This is a genomic window from Marinobacter sp. CP1, assembly GCF_001266795.1.
Lineage (GTDB): Bacteria > Pseudomonadota > Gammaproteobacteria > Pseudomonadales > Oleiphilaceae > Marinobacter > Marinobacter flavimaris.
In genome coordinates this window covers 4,136,703-4,151,445 of sequence record NZ_CP011929.1, presented here as the reverse complement: position 1 = coordinate 4,151,445, position 14,743 = coordinate 4,136,703, and the positions used below count along the sequence as shown (strand labels likewise).

Below are 14,743 nucleotides of genomic sequence, written 5' to 3'. Positions count from 1 at the left end.
ATGGAGCCAAGGGCCCACCACCTGATCATTGGCCTGTTTACCATCCTGGCCTTTGCGGCCGCGCTGATCTTTTCCCTGTGGCTGGCGAAATCCTCTGCCGATCGGGAATGGGGCTACTATGAAATCGTCTTCGACCATGCCGTTGGTGGCCTGTCCGAGGGTAACCCTGTGCTTTACAGCGGCGTTCAGATTGGTGATGTGGTAGAGCTGACCCTGGATCCGGACAACCCCGGCCACGTGCGGGTGCTGGTCCGGGTGGATCAGTCGGTTCCCATTCGTGAGAACACCAAGGCCGGCCTGGTGCTCGCCAACATCACCGGCAGCATGAGCGTCCAGTTCAGTGGTGGAAGCCCGGACAAACCCGCGTTGAAAGGTGACGAGGACAACCCGCCGGTAATCATTGCCGAGCCCTCGGCGTTCACCAGCCTGCTTTCCAACGGCGAGCAACTCCTGGCCAAAGCCGACCAGCTGCTTACCAGCGCGACGGCGCTGTTATCGGCTGACAACATCGACAACGCATCGGCCATCCTGGAAAACACACGGGAAGCCACAGACGCCCTGCTCGACCGCCGGGACCAGCTGATCGCCCTGCTGGAACAATTCGATGCCGCCGCCATTCGCGCCGAAGAAGCTGCGATCAAAGTCTCCAACGTTTCGGATAACGCCAACGAACTGCTGCAAAACGATGGCCAGCGGGTTCTGCAATCCATGGACCAAGCGCTCGCGGTAATGACCACCACCATGGAGCGAATTGATGAGTTGACCCGAAACAACCAGGGGGCGATGGATGCCGGACTGCAGGGTATGGGAGAGTTGGCGCCCGCGCTACGGGAGCTTCGGGCAACCCTGCGCAGCCTGAATCAGTTTACGCACCGGCTGGAGCAGGATCCCACGGGCACTCTGTTCGGCAATGAAACCATGAAGGAGATGGCACAGTGACATTGAGGTCAATCAGAAACCTGACGCTTCTCCTCGGTGCTGCACTCGCCAGTGGGTGCACGGTGTTTCCGAACCCGGAGCCACCGAGGGTTATGGACCTGGCAGTGGTCCAGGCGGCTCCAACGGCGGAGCAACCGGTTCAGGCATCCCTTCGCGTTGATACACCCTACGCCTCAGAGCCTTTTAACGGATCGCTGATTCTGGCCAAACCCACGCATCAGGAGTTCCGGGCCTACGAGGGAACCCGCTGGCGGGATTCGGCACCGGTGGTGGTTCGGGATATGCTGGTCAGCAGCCTTCGTCAGAGTGGCGCCTACGCGAATGTTATTACGGATACCAATCCGGCACAGGCTGAGTTGACCCTGGTCACCGAACTCTCGGCATTTCATTCGGAAACCCCGGAATCCGGTCCGCAGGTGGTTATCGAGCTGCACCTGCAGATGATTCACAACCGCTCGCGGGCCAGGCTGTGCACTCGCTCTGTGCGGGTTGTGGCACCGGCATCAGGCACATCGGTTGACCAGATTGTTGAGGCCTTCGGAACCGCTGGCAGCAATCTGGCCGCCAGGGTGATTGAATGGGCTACGACGTGTGACTATCCGTCTGACCTGAGGCCTTCTCCGGGAATAGATCCGCCCAAGCAGCCTTGAGGTAGAGGCCCATGGACCAGAGGGTGAGAATCGCGGCGATATAGAGCAACGCCAGGGCGACATTGGCCCAGAGTACACCGGGAGGAAACGCCAGAAGGCCGACAATAGCGGCCATTTGCGCGGTGGTCTTGATCTTGCCGATGTACGAAACCGCCACGCTGGCGCGGCTGCCGATTTCCGCCATCCACTCCCGCAAGGCGGAAATGACTATCTCACGGCCGATGATAACGGTGGCCGGAATCGTCAGCAGAATCGCCGAGTGCTCCTCGATCAGCACAGCCAGTGCAACGGCTACCATGAGTTTGTCCGCGACCGGGTCCAGGAACGCGCCGAACGGGGTGCTCTGGTCGAGTTTGCGGGCCAGATAACCGTCCAGCCAGTCGGTGGCCGCCGCCAATCCGAAAATGGCCGCGCTCACGAGGTAGCTCCACCCCACCGGAAGATAGAAAATCACCACGAACACCGGAATCATGATGATGCGGGAGAGGGTGAGGATGTTTGGTAAATTCATGCTGTCCTTACTCGTCGTGCAATGCTGCGTATATGGTTTCGGCCAGTGATTTGCTGATGCCCGGAACCTTGGTCATCTCGTCGACCCCGGCCTTGCGGAGTTCCTGTATCCCGCCAAAGTATCGAATCAGGTCGCGGCGCTTCTTCGGTCCCACGCCCTCAATGCCTTCCAGTGTAGACTGCCGGCGCTTTTTATCACGGCGCGCCCGGTGCCCGGTTATCGCAAACCGGTGGGACTCGTCCCGGATATGCTGGATCAGGTGCAACGCGGGCGAATCGGCCGGCACCCGGAAGACATCCCCAGTCATGGCGTCTATCAGTTGCTCCATGCCTGCACGACGGGTTACGCCTTTGGCGACGCCGATCAGCGGGATGTCCGAAATCTCAAGCTCGTCAAATACTTCCCGGGCAATGTTCAGCTGTCCTTTACCACCGTCGATGAAGACCAGATCCGGCCGCTTGCCCTCACCGGCCACCATCCGCTTGTAACGGCGGGAGAGCACCTGGCGCATAGCGGCGTAATCATCGCCGGCCGTCACCCCCTCGATATTGTACAGGCGGTAATCACTCTTCAGGGGGCCATTCTCATCGAAAACCACACAGGATGCGACGGTATTTTCCCCGTGGCTGTGGCTGATATCGAAACACTCCATGCGTGACGGCGTCTCCGACAGCTCCAGAAGATCCCTCAGGGCCAGCAGGCGCCGGTATACGGTCTCCTTGCTCGCCAGGTGAGTGAGCAGGGTCTGGCGGGCGTTGGTCATGGCCAGTTCCAGCCACCGGCGGCGTTCACCGCGAACATTGCCCCGAATCCGGGTTTCCCGGTTTGCGGACTCGCTGAGAGCCTGGGCCAACAATTCCTGGCCTTCCACTTCAACCGGCACCAGGATATCCCGCGGAATCTCCCGTCGGGTGTTGCCGCCGAAATAATACTGCCCGAGGAAGGCGCTGAGCAGTTCACCCTCGGTCTGCTCGATGGAGTAACGAGGGAAATAGTCCTTGGTACCGAGCACACGGCCACCGCGCACGATGATCACCACGATGCAGACGATACCCGCATCCTGGGCAATGGCAATGACATCCGCCTCGCCGCCCTCTCCTTCGATTGATTGCTGCTCCTGCACGTGGCGCAGGTGGTTGATCTGGTCCCGGTAGGCTGCCGCTTTTTCAAACTCAAGATTCTTCGAGGCGGCCTCCATGGCGTTCATCAGATCGTGGAGAATCGCAGGGTTCTTGCCCTCCAGAAACATGGTGGCGTGGCGGATGTCCTGCTGGTACTCCTCGGGCGTGATGTATTCAACACACGGTGCCGTGCAACGGTTTATCTGGTACTGCAGGCAAGGCCTTGTGCGATTCCTGAAAAAGCTTTCACTACAGTTTCTTATGCGGAAAATCTTCTGTAATACATTAAGACTTTCCTTGACCGCTCCCGAGCTGGGAAACGGCCCGAACCAGGTGCCGCCACCCTTTTTAGTGCGCCCACGGCGAAACGTCAGCGAGGGGTAATCGCTGTGCGACGACAAATAGATATAGGGATAGGACTTATCGTCACGGAGCAGGATGTTGTAGGGCGGCCGTAACGATTTGATCAGGTTCTGTTCGAGCAGCAGCGCCTCGGTTTCACTGCCGGTAATCGTCACCTCGATAGAGGCAATCTTGCCAACCAGGGCTTCGGTCTTGGGCGCCAGACCGGTCTTGCGGAAGTAGCTGCCAACCCGTTTTTTAAGGTTGCGGGCCTTGCCCACGTAAAGAACCGAGCCACCCTCGTCGTACATTCGGTAGACGCCGGGCCGCTCGGTCAACTGTTTCAGGAAGCTCTTGCTGTCAAACTCCCCGATGTGGGTGCTCTCAGGGTCAGACCTTGTCGGCATCAAGCAACCCGAGCCGCACTGCCATCAGGGCCAATTCGACATCACTGGAAATTTCCAGTTTCTCGAAGATCCGGTAGCGGTAGCTGTTCACGGTTTTAGGGCTCAGGCACAGCTTGTCCGAAATGTCCTGCACCTTCTGGCAATCCACCACCATCATCGCGATCTGCATTTCCCGCTCGGAAAGCCGGTCGAACAGCGAGAGCTCGCCATCCTCGTCCCGATCGCCGCCGCCCAGTTGTTTCAGGGCCATCTTCTGGGCAATTTCCGGGCTGATATAGCGCTGGCCGGTGTGAGCCATACGAATGGCGCGGACCATCTCTTTGATATCCGCACCCTTGGTGATGTAGGCGGTGGCACCGCTTTGCATGACGCGCGTCGGATAGGGGTCGTCCGCGCAGGCGGTTACCACGATCACGCGAATGGAATCATCAATGCGGAGTATGCGACGGGTCGCCTCAAGGCCCCCGATGCCTGGCATGCGGATATCCATGAGCACGATGTCCGGCCGCTCCTGGCGGACGAAATCGATGGCATCCTCTCCGGATGGCGCCTGCCCGATGACTTCAATGTCCGGGTTGTCAGCCAGCATCCGGGTAATACCGGACCTCACCAGCTCATGGTCATCTACAACCAGTACCCTGATCAAAATTCACCTCGCACACGGCTTTCGGAAAACAGCGCGATTGTAACGTTTAGTTCCTGCCCCGGGTAGGTGCAAACACAAATACCGTGACACACCTGACGCCTAAGCCGGCACACCCAGCCCGGCAGTGTTTTCCACGGGATCGAACCAGACCACCAGATCGCCCCGGCGCACCGCAGACATGACCCTGCTCTGCTCACCCATGGGGTTTTCGGTGTCGTTCAGTCCGTGGTATCGGGTGCAGTACTCTTCCACCAGGCCCTGGAGCTGGTCTTCGGTCAGCAATTCGGTGTCGACAACGAATTTTTCCTGTCTGGGGTCTTGCTCGGGCTGGTTTTCGGCGCTGTCGGTCATACTACCTCCTTAGACGCCACCATGTTACGAGTTATGGTGGCGAGGTAGAAGCCCGGAGAGGGGATCCGGGCAAACAATCCTTGATCAGGCTGGCTCTGCGGCCGTTCGGAAACGGGCGATCAATTGCCGCATTGAGACTGACTCCTGCCTGAGCGCTTCGCTGATGGTCCGGGTTTGCTCGACGGTTTCAATGAGGAAATCGGCGCTTTCGTCCAGCGCTGTGGAACGGCGGCCTACCCGACCGATCTCGTCCCGTTGAAACGCAACCGCAGAGCTGATCTCGGCGCTGTGGTTCTCAAGATCCACGAACTGGCCCTGCAGGGATTGAAGGTGTCCCTTGAGGGCAGCCAGATGCTCTCGGTTGCTGCTGCCGGCATCGCGCATTTCCTCCAAAAGCGCATCGACGCTGCTTACGCCGGATACAAGGTCCTGCACCCACTGGGATATATCCCGGGTAGAGTCAGAGGTGCGACGGGACAGGGTCCGAACCTCATCGGCTACCACGGCAAATCCACGACCGTGCTCCCCTGCTCGAGCCGCTTCGATCGCAGCGTTCAGTGCCAGCAAGTTGGTCTGCTCGGCAATATCGGCAATCACTCCGATGACCTGCTCAATCTTGCCCGTGGATTCGTTAAGGGCATGAATGGATCCGGAAACTCGCGAAATGACATCCACCGTATGTTCCGCAGCGCCCTCGCTGGTGGTGAGTCGATGCTGGACTTCTTCGTTGGCCGCCACCGCAGATTTCACGGTGTTGGCCGACTCATCTGTGGCTCGTTCAATGGCCGAGGCCTGATCGGCAATGGCGGCCATGGACTGGCTGACGTCGTGGATCTGCGACCGAGTCTTCTCCGATGCTGCCTGCAGGGATTCCGCACCATTATCCAGGGCGCCGGAACGCTCATCCAGACCACCGGCAGCCGACCGGATGTCTGCGATGAAATGCTCGAACCGGGAAACCAACCCACCCAGTGCATTGGCAACACCGGCTACTTCGTCCCGCCCTTTCAGGACTGGCACGCGTGTAAGATCGGCGTTCTTTTCCATGGCAACCAGATCGTTTTGCATACCCTGCAAGCGCAGAATAACCGACTGCCTCAGCCACCAGGTCATGGCGATAACAATAAGCAGAAAGGAGACGGAACCGGCAATCACAAAGGTCTGCTGGCCAGCCAGAAACGACAGCAACTCGTCGGCGCCGTCAGATACAGACGTCCTGCTTTGAAACTGTCGACCAGCAATCGCTTCGAGCATCGGCTCCATGGCCGGGAACAGATCGAAATCCACGACCTGCCCGACACGGTAATAGCTTTTCTCTGCAATGCCCTCTTTCATCCGGGCGATAAGCGCCAATACCCGCTCGAAATCCTCACGATGTGCATCTGCCCACTCGCTCAACCCCGGATCCGTTTCCAGACTCTGCCAATGTGCCGGCAAAGCGGTCTCCAAACGGCTGAACTCGGTCTCGATTTCATCCCACAGCAGAAGCTGGGCCTTGATCTTGTACGCAAGATCCTGGAGGTGCCGATGGTCCTGTTCGAGATCCGCCAGTAGCCAGGCTTCGTTGAGGTTGGTCTGGATGAGGGTTTTGGAGGCGTCTTCCGCTTTCAGGATGATGCTCCAGGACAGAGTGGAAAGTCCTGCAACGGCAAAGACCGAGAGAAAGGCGAAAAAAAGGATGCGGGTTCTTACTGTGCCGAACATGACAACTCCAACAGCGGGCTATGCCGCGGATGGTATGCCGATTTTGTGACACTTTTATTGCACTTTCAGCGTCAGCTTTTCATCGCTCGCCCTCGTTAATGGTGTTAACCACTTCAAAAAATTCCACCGATTCTCTATGATCGCCGCTTTCTGACCGTTTGGATGCTAATGAACCAGTCCGTCTTCAGACTCACGCTGCCCATCTTGTTCGGCTATCTACCGCTGGGCATGGCCTTTGGTGTGCTGTTCTCAACCCAGCTCGAGTATGCCTGGTGGGCGGCGCCGTTGATGGGAATCGTGATTTACGCCGGAGCCGGCCAGATACTGGCCGTCAGCCTTCTGGCCGTTAACGCGGGCCTGCTGGAAGTATTCATTGCGATGTTTGTTCTGAACGCCCGCCATCTGTTTTACGGGCTTTCATTGCTGGGCCAGTTCAAGGGCGCTGGCTGGCGAAAACTCTATCTGATTTTCGGTTTGACCGATGAAACTTATTCCCTGCTCACCAGCCGCCCACGAGGAAGCGACCGGGCCCACGAACAGGAGGTCGATTTCCGAATTACCGGCTTTAACCAGTGTTACTGGGTGGCGGGGTGCGCAATTGGTGCATTGCTTGGCGACAATGTCGCCTTTGACAGCACCGGCATCGAGTTCGCGCTGGTGGCTCTGTTCATTGTTCTGACTCTGGAGCAATTCAAAGCCCTGGGAGAGGGTTTCCCGATCTGGCTCGGAGCAGCGGCCGCGGGCGTGGCCATGCTGATTTTGCCACCGGCACATCAGTTGATCGGTGCCATTGCGCTGGTCACTGCCGTCCTGCTGTTCGAATACCGGAAGCATCGCGGGCAGGCACCGGGCGAGGAGAGCAGCCATGGGTGAATCCGGCTATCTGGCGGCATTCATTGCGGTGGCGGCAGTCGCGACTTTTGCCACGCGGGTGATTCCCTTTCTGTTTTTCGAGAGGCACACGGAGCATCCGCTGGTGCGCCATCTGGGGCGCTACCTTCCTGCGGCCGTGATGGCGTTGCTGGCCACCGTATTTCTGCAGCGCTCGGCGGATTGGTCCGGCTCATGGATGGGGTTCGAAGCCCTGCTTCCCGGCGTCCTCGTGGTGATTATTCACCTCTGGCGCCGCAATGCCCTGCTCTCTATCGCCGCAGGAACCATCAGCTACATGGCCATCCAGCAAGCCGGGCTTTGATCCGGCTTTAATTACATCCGTGTTTCAAGGTTGGCGACCAGCCGTGAATCCTGAAGGGCAGCGGTGCGGTGTTTGACCACGCCTTTGTATTCCCGGCTTTCGATCATGGCCATGAAGGCATCGATTGAGGGATACCTGACCAGAAGCACCTGATCCCAGGATTCATCCGGGGGCGCAATCAGCGATCCAACACTGCGGCCAGACCAGATGACTTCTGCGCCGACCGATTTTACGCAGGCGGCAGCCTCTTCCATATAGAGCTTGTAGGCTTCGCGCCCGCTTCGCTCCGGCGCCTCTTCCTTGTAATTGGCCCGATCACGGAAGCGCAGCAGATTCAGCATGACAACGGGCTGGTCTTTCGGGGTATCCGCCAGGACTTTTTGCAGCTGTTCGGGGGTGGGATTAACGGCGTCCATCCTTATCCTCTTCTTCTCTTGTTTCCGGGGCCTACTATAGCCCAGGCCCGAGGCGAGCGTGCAAGCGATTTTATTACCTTTCATCCAGATTGCTCTTTTTACTCTGCCAGTTCGTAGGGCTACAGTGAAGGAGACGCGAAACTCATAAACGAGAGGACGTTATGGCTACCCTCACGATTAACGGCGAGCGCTACGAGCTCGACGTGCCCGACAACATGCCCCTGCTCTGGGTAATCCGCGACGTTGTCGGCCTCAAAGGAACCAAGTTCGGATGCGGGATGTCCCAGTGCGGCGCCTGCACAGTTCACCTGAACGGAACGGCAATCCGCTCCTGCGTCACACCGGTCTCTGCGGCCAGTGGCGAGATCACCACCATTGAAGCCATGGCCGACGACCCGGTTGGTAGCAAAGTTCAGCAGGCGTGGCTCGATCTTGGGGTGGCCCAGTGCGGATACTGCCAGGGTGGCCAGATCATGAACGCCACAGCGCTGCTCAAAAGAACACCGAATCCTGAAACCGGGGAGATTGTGGATGCCATGGCAGGGAATCTCTGCCGTTGTGGCACCTACAACCGCATTCTGGCGGCGATCGAACGGGCTTCCGGCAAGGAGGGTGAAGCATGAGCGCCGATGACAACTTGATGATAGCCAACGTGAGCCGCAGGCGCTTCCTGATGGGCCTGGCGGGTGGCTCTGCCCTGGTGCTTGCAGCCCGTTGGGATGTGGCCCTGGCTGGCAATGAAAAGGCTCAATTCGGTGCCGGAGCCATGCCCGGCGGCTGGGTGGACGACCCGAACGTGTTCATACATATCGATGCTGATGGCCTGGTTACCATTGTGAACAACCGCTCCGAAATGGGTCAGGGCATCCGGACCAGCCTGGTGATGGTCGGTGCCGACGAGCTTGGCGCAGACTGGGATCAGGTAAGGGTCGAGCAGGCGGAAGGCGATCACGACAAATACGGCAACCAGAACACTGACGGTTCCCGCAGCATGCGCCACTGGTACCAGCCCATGCGCCGAGCCGCAGCGGCGGCCAGGCAAATGCTGGAGCAGGCGGCCGCCAATGAGTGGGGCGTGCCGGTTAGTGAGGTGCATGCTGGCGTACACACCATCGTTAACACGCCTTCCGGCAAGGAACTCGGCTTTGGGGAACTCGCAGCCAAGGCTCGGGAACTCGACGTTCCCGGGCGCAATGCACTGGTGCTCAAGCGTGACGACGAGCTGCGGTTTGTTGGCAAGGAAACCGGCCTCATTAACGGCGAGCTGAAGTCCGCTCATCCGAAAGCCATCGACGGTGAGGATATTGTCACCGGTAAGGCGGTGTATGGTGCTGATGTTCCGTTCGAGGATCTGCTCTATGCGGTGATCGCCCGTCCACCGGTTTACGGGGCTACAGTTGGCGATTTCGATGACACCGAGGCACTCAAGGTGCCCGGTGTTGAGAAAGTACTCCAGGTTGAGGGCACCGGCCAACCGGCAGGTTTCAGCCCGCTCGGCGGTATTGCCGTGGTGGCATCGAATACCTGGGCCGCCATGGAGGGTCGCAAGGCTCTGAAGATCGACTGGAATCTGGAGCCTGCCGGAGATAACGCAAGCTATACGTCGGCCACTTACAGGGAATCCCTTGAGAAATCGGCGCAGCAACCTGGCAAGGTCGTCCGTCAGCATGGCGATCTGGACACAGCTCTGGAAAACGCCGACAAACGCGTTTCCGCCACCTACTACATGCCCCACATGGCCCAGGCTCCCATGGAGCCCCCGGTGGCGACCGTGCGGATCAAGGACGGCAAGGCTGAGGTGTGGGCGCCCGTCCAGAATCCGCAGGCGACACGCGATACCGTGGCCGGGCGACTGGGCCTGGATGCGAAGAACGTGACCGTTCACGTTACCCTGCTTGGCGGTGGCTTTGGTCGCAAGTCCAAACCGGATTTTGCCATTGAAGCGGCCAGTATCGCCGAGGCCTTCAAAGGTCGGCCGGTCCGGCTGCAGTGGTCACGGGAAGATGATATTCACCACGCCTACTATCACGCCGTGTCTGTGGATTATCTCGAAGCGGGACTGGACAACAACGGGCAGGCCACCGGCTGGCTGCACCGGACCCTCTCTCCCAGTATTGGCTCGCTGTTTGCGCCCGACCCGAAACACAAGGGCGAATTCGAACTGGGCATGGGTTTCAACACCATGCCGTTCTCGGTGCCGGCCCTGAGGCTGGAGAATCCACCTGCGCCCGCCCATGTGCGAATCGGCTGGTTCCGCTCGGTCTACAACCTGCCCCATGCCTGGGCGATCCAGAGCTTTGCCCATGAGATGGCTGTAGCGGCCGGCAAAGACCATAGGGATTACGTTCTCGACCTGCTCGGCCCGGACAGGGAGATTCATAACCTGACGGTAGGCGATGGCTGGAACTATGGCGAAGACCCGGATCTCCACCCCATCGACATCGGCCGCATGCGCAAAGTCATCGAACGGGCGACCAGTGAAGCCGGCTGGGGTAAATCCCCCGGCAAAAATCGCGGGCTAGGCTTGGCGTTTCACCACAGCTTTGTGTCCTACACCGCGATTGTGTTTGATGTGGAAGTGGATGATCAGGGTGAGCTTATCATTCACCGCGCAGACATCGCTTTCGATTGCGGCCCGCAGGCCAACCCTGAGCGGATTCGTTCCCAGTTGGAGGGCGCTATCGTGATGGGCATTGGCATCGCCCTGCAAAGCGAGGTGACCTTCGAGGACGGCGTGGCGCAACAGGGCAACTTCGACAAGTTCCTGATACCCCGCATGCCGGATGCGCCCAAAACGCTTCGAGTCCATCTGGTGGACAACCCGGACGAAGCCATGGGCGGCGTGGGTGAACCGGGCCTTCCCCCGGTGGCGCCGGCATTGTGCAATGCGATCTATGCCGCAACCGGCAAACGCATCCGTCGGCTGCCCGTTGGCGACCAACTGAAAGCCTGAAAGTGATCAGGGCCCCTCGGGGCCCTGTTTTTTTTACGGCACTCCCCCTCTCCGCCCCATACCTTCGTGGTATTCCCATAGCATCCTAGCTTTCTCCCCGCTTATAATTCAGGTGAACCCAGTCACTCTCCTCGACCCGACGGCCACTCTTGATGAACCTGATCGATCTGTTCCTGCAAACCATGGAAACGACACTGCCCGTGTTTGCCATGGTCTTTATCGGCCTGGGACTTCGCCGGATCGGCTGGATCGATAACGCGTTTGTGAATACTGCTTCGGCGCTGGTGTTCAAGGCCACCCTACCGACCCTGGTATTCTTGAGCATCATCCGGGCCGATCTGGATACCGCGTTCAATCCCGGCCTTTTGGTCTTCTACCTGGTCGCGACTCTGGGGAGTTTCGCCATCACCTGGCTCTGGGCCCGCTGGCGTGTGGTTCGGGAGGATCGTGGCGTTTACGTGCAGGGCGCGTTTCGGGGTAACTGCGGTATCGTCGGCCTGGCGCTCGCCGCCAATCTCTACGGAGACTTCGGCCTGTCGGCAGGTGGCATCCTGCTTGGCCTGGTGATCATCTCCTACAACATACTTTCGGTGATCGTGCTGGTGGCCTACCAACCGGGGCAAACAACGGACTGGACGAAGATCTTCCACGACATCATCCGCAACCCGCTCATCCTGGCAGTCTTCGTGGCGATTCCCTTCGCTGCCCTGGATATCTCACTGCCGGGCTGGGTCATGACCAGCGGTGATTACTTTGCCTCACTCACGCTGCCCCTGGCGCTGCTTTGCATCGGCGCCACCGTATCCCTGAGCGCCATCCGGAGTGACAGCAAAACGGCCTTGGGTTCCAGCCTGTTCAAGATGGTGATACTGCCGGCGCTTTGCACCGCCGCAGCGTGGCTGGCCGGTTTTCGGGGTTCGGAGCTGGGCCTGATGTTCCTGTTCTTCGCCAGCCCGACGGCGGCCGCCAGTTTCGTGATGGTGAAGGCGCTGGGCGGTAATGACCGGTTGGCGGCCAATATCATCGCCCTGACGACCCTTCTGGCAAGCATCACTGTCACTCTGGGAGTCTTCGTGCTTCGCAGTACCGGCCTGATCTAGGCCCTGCCCCGGCCTATTGCTTCAATCGCGGCAAAACCCGCCTGGCAACCCTCCAGGTAACCACCTCCAAACAGGTTCAAGTGGTTCAGGTAATGAACTACTCCCCCCACGTTCATGAAAAATATTTGTATGTTGCTTCCAAAGATGTTGCCATTATGGGCTCACCCTCTGTTCGACTATTTTTGTATGCATAGATTTCGATCTGAGAAGCATGATTGCTCGCTATTCACCAAGGACGACTTGAGTCTCGTCCTCCTTCCTTGTTTTTTTAGCCACATGCTTTGTCGACGGAAAACGGTCTTAAGCGTCGTTAGCAAGGCTGATGAATCGGGCTTCTTGTCGACGAGTCTGACGGAACTTACCGTCGACGCCACCACTGTCGATATTATTATTTACAGGATCTTTTCCTTTCTACAATGGGTCGATAATTACGGGAAAGGTAGCAAGCATATTTCGATAGACACGCATCACAACTTGCCCACCGAAATTATCAATTCATACCTCAATGATTACCTTCTTCTTGAGCGTAGAACGAGCGAAATAGCTATCAATCAGCACTTGATGGCGCTGAATGCCTATTATAACTATCTGACAAGCATTGGATTGACCAATTTGAAGCGTCTTTACATTCGGCCTGATTTGAAGCCGCTTGCTCGTGGAAATGTTAAAAGACGAAACGTTGTTAAGTATTTGACCCCTGAGCTGAGATCACTTTTATACAGGAATGCAGGGAGCATCCGAGACGATCTTTTGCTGCGGACAGCCGGTGAGATGGGTTTGAGAGCAAAAGAGAATCTTGGTTTTCTCCTGAATCAGTGACTTTGCAGGCCAGTATACTCCGCAAAGCGCCATCGGCGCTAACGGGAGCCATCACTTGGTCAAAAGCAGGTTGATAATGCCGGAACGTGCAGTCTGACGTCGATCAGCGGCCAAATTTGGGCGCGTTTTGATCAACTTCTGGTCGTCAGGCAATAGCGGGTTGCCCCGGGCTGGTTTTCCGGGTGGCTTTAAGGTAGCGGCTGTTGTCGGACTTGCTTAACCGGAGGCGGCAAGGCTTCCATAGAGGTCGCGGTAAACGGCAAAGCCCGGACAGTGCCGACCAAAGCGCAGAATCCACTGCCGGCCGCTGTGCACCAGGCGGCAGGCCATGGTCATCAGTTCCTGCATCACCGTTCTCAGGCGGCGGCGCTTGGCCGGATGGCGCACTGGCGCATCTGGGGCGGTCAGTCTCAGGCCCATCCAGCGCAGCACGTTGTAACCCATGGTGGCGAAGGCCATGACCAGGTTGTTGGTGTCGAACTTGCCGGAGGGCAGGCGCTCCAGGTCCAGGTCGGTCTTGAACTCGCTGTGAAATTGTTCACTGGTGGCATGGTCGCTGTACAGCGCCATGATGTGTTGCTCACTGGCCACGTCAGCGGGCAAGGAGGTAATCCAGCCTTCGATGCTAACTTCTGGCTCCAGGTACAGCTGACCGGAGGCATCGCTGGTGCGAACGGTGACCTTGACGATGCGACGCAGGCCGGGTTCATCGGGAAGGTCTTCTGACAGAACCGCTTCCATCTTGCCGTCGCGGTCCAGCGACCAGACTTCCTTGGCCTGGGCCTTGTTTGCCCAAGCCAAGGGATCCTGCTTGCGAGGGTTCCACTTGATCAGGAAGTCGATCTGGTCCTGCTCGCGCAGGAAGTCGCGATTGTCACGGGCATCGTGTGCACTGTCCAGACGCAGCAGGATGGGCTTGTCCGTCAGTGACCGGGCCCGGGGCAAAACCCGTTTGAGGGTATCCAGAAAACCGTTATTGGCGTGCTGGCTGCCAGGGCGTAGCTCGCAACCCAGGCACCAGCCTTCCTGGCCCAGATACGCGGCAATGGGTGCATAGCCGTCGTAACCCTTGTAGGTGTAGCTGACACCCTCTTTATGGGTCTGGCTGTTGTCCATGGGAAAGACATCCATATCCAGGGCAACATGGCCCATCGCCAGTGGTGACACCGGCGCTTCGACGGACTGAAGAAATTCAACGCTGGCATCCTCCAGCAATGGCGTCAGGGCTTGGGCATCTTCATCAAATCGCTGGCGCAAACGGGCTGAAGATGGCGACTGCTTGATGCCCATCGCCGATTTGAAGAACGGATCTGTTCGTACCGGCTCGGCCGCCTCGAAATCGCTCTTGCCCAGCGTGATCAGGCCCAGGTAGGTGCGGATCAGCTCAATGTTCGGAATACCGTGCCGCTTGACGACTGTGCGAGCGGTTTTGATCAGCGACGTGTGCCGGTTCAGGCAGTGGCCCACCAGGGCCAGTCCGCCGTGGGGTGTATAGACTTCGGTTCGGGATTGCTGGAGAGTGAAAGTACGCATGAGCTAAATGCACTGACTGGGTGAATGGATGTCAGGTGCTATTATATCGCCCAAGG

Annotated in this window: 15 protein-coding genes; 8 read left to right on the top strand and 7 right to left on the bottom strand. The window is 58.4% G+C overall.

The genetic code is table 11. From position 1 onward, the window contains the following. Entirely contained in the window at nucleotides 1-939 is a 939-nt protein-coding gene (locus tag ACP86_RS19135; RefSeq protein WP_053115091.1) for an MlaD family protein, read from the top strand. Next, nucleotides 936-1,589, top strand: a complete 654-nt coding sequence (locus ACP86_RS19130; protein ID WP_141201851.1) for an ABC-type transport auxiliary lipoprotein family protein — start codon at nucleotides 936-938, stop codon at nucleotides 1,587-1,589. Before ACP86_RS19135 ends, ACP86_RS19130 begins: the two co-directional genes overlap by 4 nt. Here the strand turns inward: ACP86_RS19130 and pgsA are convergent. From pgsA to ACP86_RS19105, 5 genes are all read right to left on the bottom strand, one after another. Beyond that, a complete protein-coding gene (pgsA, locus tag ACP86_RS19125; RefSeq protein ID WP_053115089.1) occupies nucleotides 1,522-2,100 on the bottom strand; it encodes a CDP-diacylglycerol--glycerol-3-phosphate 3-phosphatidyltransferase in 579 nt (192 codons plus the stop codon). The two genes, ACP86_RS19130 and pgsA, sit on opposite strands and share 68 nt — an antisense overlap. 7 nt (nucleotides 2,101-2,107) lie before the next feature. Beyond that, nucleotides 2,108-3,970 carry an excinuclease ABC subunit UvrC gene (gene uvrC, locus ACP86_RS19120; RefSeq protein WP_053115088.1) on the bottom strand — a complete coding sequence of 621 codons (1,863 nt, stop codon included), beginning with the start codon at nucleotides 3,968-3,970 and terminating at the stop codon, nucleotides 2,108-2,110. Beyond that, nucleotides 3,954-4,616: a UvrY/SirA/GacA family response regulator transcription factor gene (uvrY, locus tag ACP86_RS19115; RefSeq protein WP_008174467.1), complete on the bottom strand. Its 663-nt coding sequence runs from the start codon at nucleotides 4,614-4,616 to the stop codon at nucleotides 3,954-3,956. Before uvrY ends, uvrC begins: the two co-directional genes overlap by 17 nt. A gap of 99 nt (nucleotides 4,617-4,715) precedes the next feature. Continuing rightward, nucleotides 4,716-4,967, bottom strand: a complete 252-nt coding sequence (locus ACP86_RS19110) for a hypothetical protein (protein WP_008174466.1) — start codon at nucleotides 4,965-4,967, stop codon at nucleotides 4,716-4,718. An 84-nt stretch (nucleotides 4,968-5,051) separates the two neighbouring features. Then, nucleotides 5,052-6,671, bottom strand: a complete 1,620-nt coding sequence (locus ACP86_RS19105) for a methyl-accepting chemotaxis protein (RefSeq protein WP_053115087.1) — start codon at nucleotides 6,669-6,671, stop codon at nucleotides 5,052-5,054. A 168-nt stretch (nucleotides 6,672-6,839) separates the two neighbouring features. On the opposite strand from ACP86_RS19105, the gene ACP86_RS19100 reads away from it, so the two are divergent. After that, nucleotides 6,840-7,544, top strand: a complete 705-nt coding sequence (locus ACP86_RS19100) for an AzlC family ABC transporter permease (RefSeq protein WP_053115086.1) — start codon at nucleotides 6,840-6,842, stop codon at nucleotides 7,542-7,544. Then, nucleotides 7,537-7,866 carry a branched-chain amino acid transporter permease gene (locus tag ACP86_RS19095; protein WP_053115085.1) on the top strand — a complete coding sequence of 110 codons (330 nt, stop codon included), beginning with the start codon at nucleotides 7,537-7,539 and terminating at the stop codon, nucleotides 7,864-7,866. Before ACP86_RS19100 ends, ACP86_RS19095 begins: the two co-directional genes overlap by 8 nt. An 11-nt stretch (nucleotides 7,867-7,877) precedes the next feature. On the opposite strand, the gene ACP86_RS19090 is transcribed toward ACP86_RS19095, so the two are convergent. Further along, nucleotides 7,878-8,282 carry a DUF1330 domain-containing protein gene (locus ACP86_RS19090; protein ID WP_014576954.1) on the bottom strand — a complete coding sequence of 135 codons (405 nt, stop codon included), beginning with the start codon at nucleotides 8,280-8,282 and terminating at the stop codon, nucleotides 7,878-7,880. Between the two features lie 161 nt (nucleotides 8,283-8,443). Between ACP86_RS19090 and ACP86_RS19085 the strand changes: the two genes are divergently transcribed. From ACP86_RS19085 to ACP86_RS19070, 4 genes are all read left to right on the top strand, one after another. Further along, nucleotides 8,444-8,905 (top strand): (2Fe-2S)-binding protein, encoded by a 462-nt coding sequence (locus tag ACP86_RS19085; RefSeq protein ID WP_008174459.1) that lies wholly within the window; start codon nucleotides 8,444-8,446, stop codon nucleotides 8,903-8,905. Further along, entirely contained in the window at nucleotides 8,902-11,235 is a 2,334-nt protein-coding gene (locus ACP86_RS19080) for a xanthine dehydrogenase family protein molybdopterin-binding subunit (protein ID WP_053115084.1), read from the top strand. Before ACP86_RS19085 ends, ACP86_RS19080 begins: the two co-directional genes overlap by 4 nt. A gap of 152 nt (nucleotides 11,236-11,387) precedes the next feature. After that, on the top strand, nucleotides 11,388-12,335 hold the full coding sequence (locus ACP86_RS19075; RefSeq protein ID WP_053115083.1) for an AEC family transporter: 948 nt from the start codon (nucleotides 11,388-11,390) through the stop codon (nucleotides 12,333-12,335). Between the two features lie 336 nt (nucleotides 12,336-12,671). Further along, the gene (locus tag ACP86_RS19070) at nucleotides 12,672-13,154 is read left to right on the top strand and encodes a hypothetical protein (protein ID WP_141201850.1); all 483 of its coding nucleotides are present in this window, start codon (nucleotides 12,672-12,674) and stop codon (nucleotides 13,152-13,154) included. A gap of 216 nt (nucleotides 13,155-13,370) precedes the next feature. On the opposite strand, the gene ACP86_RS19065 is transcribed toward ACP86_RS19070, so the two are convergent. Next, the gene (locus ACP86_RS19065; RefSeq protein WP_053113071.1) at nucleotides 13,371-14,687 is read right to left on the bottom strand and encodes an IS1380 family transposase; all 1,317 of its coding nucleotides are present in this window, start codon (nucleotides 14,685-14,687) and stop codon (nucleotides 13,371-13,373) included. Nucleotides 14,688-14,743: the final 56 nt, after the last annotated feature.

Bases quoted from the DNA above. Each gene is read 5' to 3' on its own strand.
- pgsA (WP_053115089.1), bottom strand. From the start codon at position 2,100: ATGAATTTACCAAACATCCTCACCCTCTCCCGCATCATCATGATTCCG.
- ACP86_RS19105 (WP_053115087.1), bottom strand. From the start codon at position 6,671: ATGTTCGGCACAGTAAGAACCCGCATCCTTTTTTTCGCCTTTCTCTCG.
- ACP86_RS19135 (WP_053115091.1), top strand. From the start codon at position 1: ATGGAGCCAAGGGCCCACCACCTGATCATTGGCCTGTTTACCATCCTG.
- ACP86_RS19095 (WP_053115085.1), top strand. From the start codon at position 7,537: ATGGGTGAATCCGGCTATCTGGCGGCATTCATTGCGGTGGCGGCAGTC.
- uvrC (WP_053115088.1), bottom strand. From the start codon at position 3,970: ATGCCGACAAGGTCTGACCCTGAGAGCACCCACATCGGGGAGTTTGAC.
- ACP86_RS19075 (WP_053115083.1), top strand. From the start codon at position 11,388: ATGAACCTGATCGATCTGTTCCTGCAAACCATGGAAACGACACTGCCC.
- ACP86_RS19080 (WP_053115084.1), top strand. From the start codon at position 8,902: ATGAGCGCCGATGACAACTTGATGATAGCCAACGTGAGCCGCAGGCGC.
- ACP86_RS19100 (WP_053115086.1), top strand. From the start codon at position 6,840: ATGAACCAGTCCGTCTTCAGACTCACGCTGCCCATCTTGTTCGGCTAT.
- ACP86_RS19090 (WP_014576954.1), bottom strand. From the start codon at position 8,282: ATGGACGCCGTTAATCCCACCCCCGAACAGCTGCAAAAAGTCCTGGCG.
- ACP86_RS19085 (WP_008174459.1), top strand. From the start codon at position 8,444: ATGGCTACCCTCACGATTAACGGCGAGCGCTACGAGCTCGACGTGCCC.
- ACP86_RS19110 (WP_008174466.1), bottom strand. From the start codon at position 4,967: ATGACCGACAGCGCCGAAAACCAGCCCGAGCAAGACCCCAGACAGGAA.
- ACP86_RS19065 (WP_053113071.1), bottom strand. From the start codon at position 14,687: ATGCGTACTTTCACTCTCCAGCAATCCCGAACCGAAGTCTATACACCC.